Origin of the sequence: Holdemania filiformis, from assembly GCF_003459085.1 — a bacterium.
GTDB classification, from domain to species: domain Bacteria; phylum Bacillota_I; class Bacilli_A; order Erysipelotrichales; family Erysipelotrichaceae; genus Holdemania; species Holdemania filiformis.
Map to the genome: position 1 here is coordinate 1 of NZ_QRUP01000047.1, position 261 is coordinate 261.

General features: G+C 45.6%; 1 protein-coding gene. It reads left to right on the forward strand.

Features of this window, described 5'->3' with window-relative positions:
* Window positions 1-261, forward strand: a 261-nt coding sequence (locus DWY25_RS17810; RefSeq protein ID WP_220412975.1) for a hypothetical protein, incomplete at both ends; no start/stop codon positions are given.

Below are 261 nucleotides of genomic sequence, written 5' to 3' on the forward strand. Positions count from 1 at the left end.
CATTGCCGTGAGTGAAACGGATCGCTGCGGCAACTGTGTCCTGTTGAAGACCGTTCCGATGCCCTTAAGGGGAAAGAAGAAGAATCAGAGGAAGCATCAGATTCGTCAGACGGCGAAAGAGGTCGTGCTGGAATGTGTAAGAAGCAATAAGCCGTTAGTGATGGAAGCATTGGATTTTGAGAAGAAGAAAAGCAATATGCGATATGGGAATCAAAGGCATAATCAAATGTTATCCGAGTTTGCGACGAAACAGATTCAGGA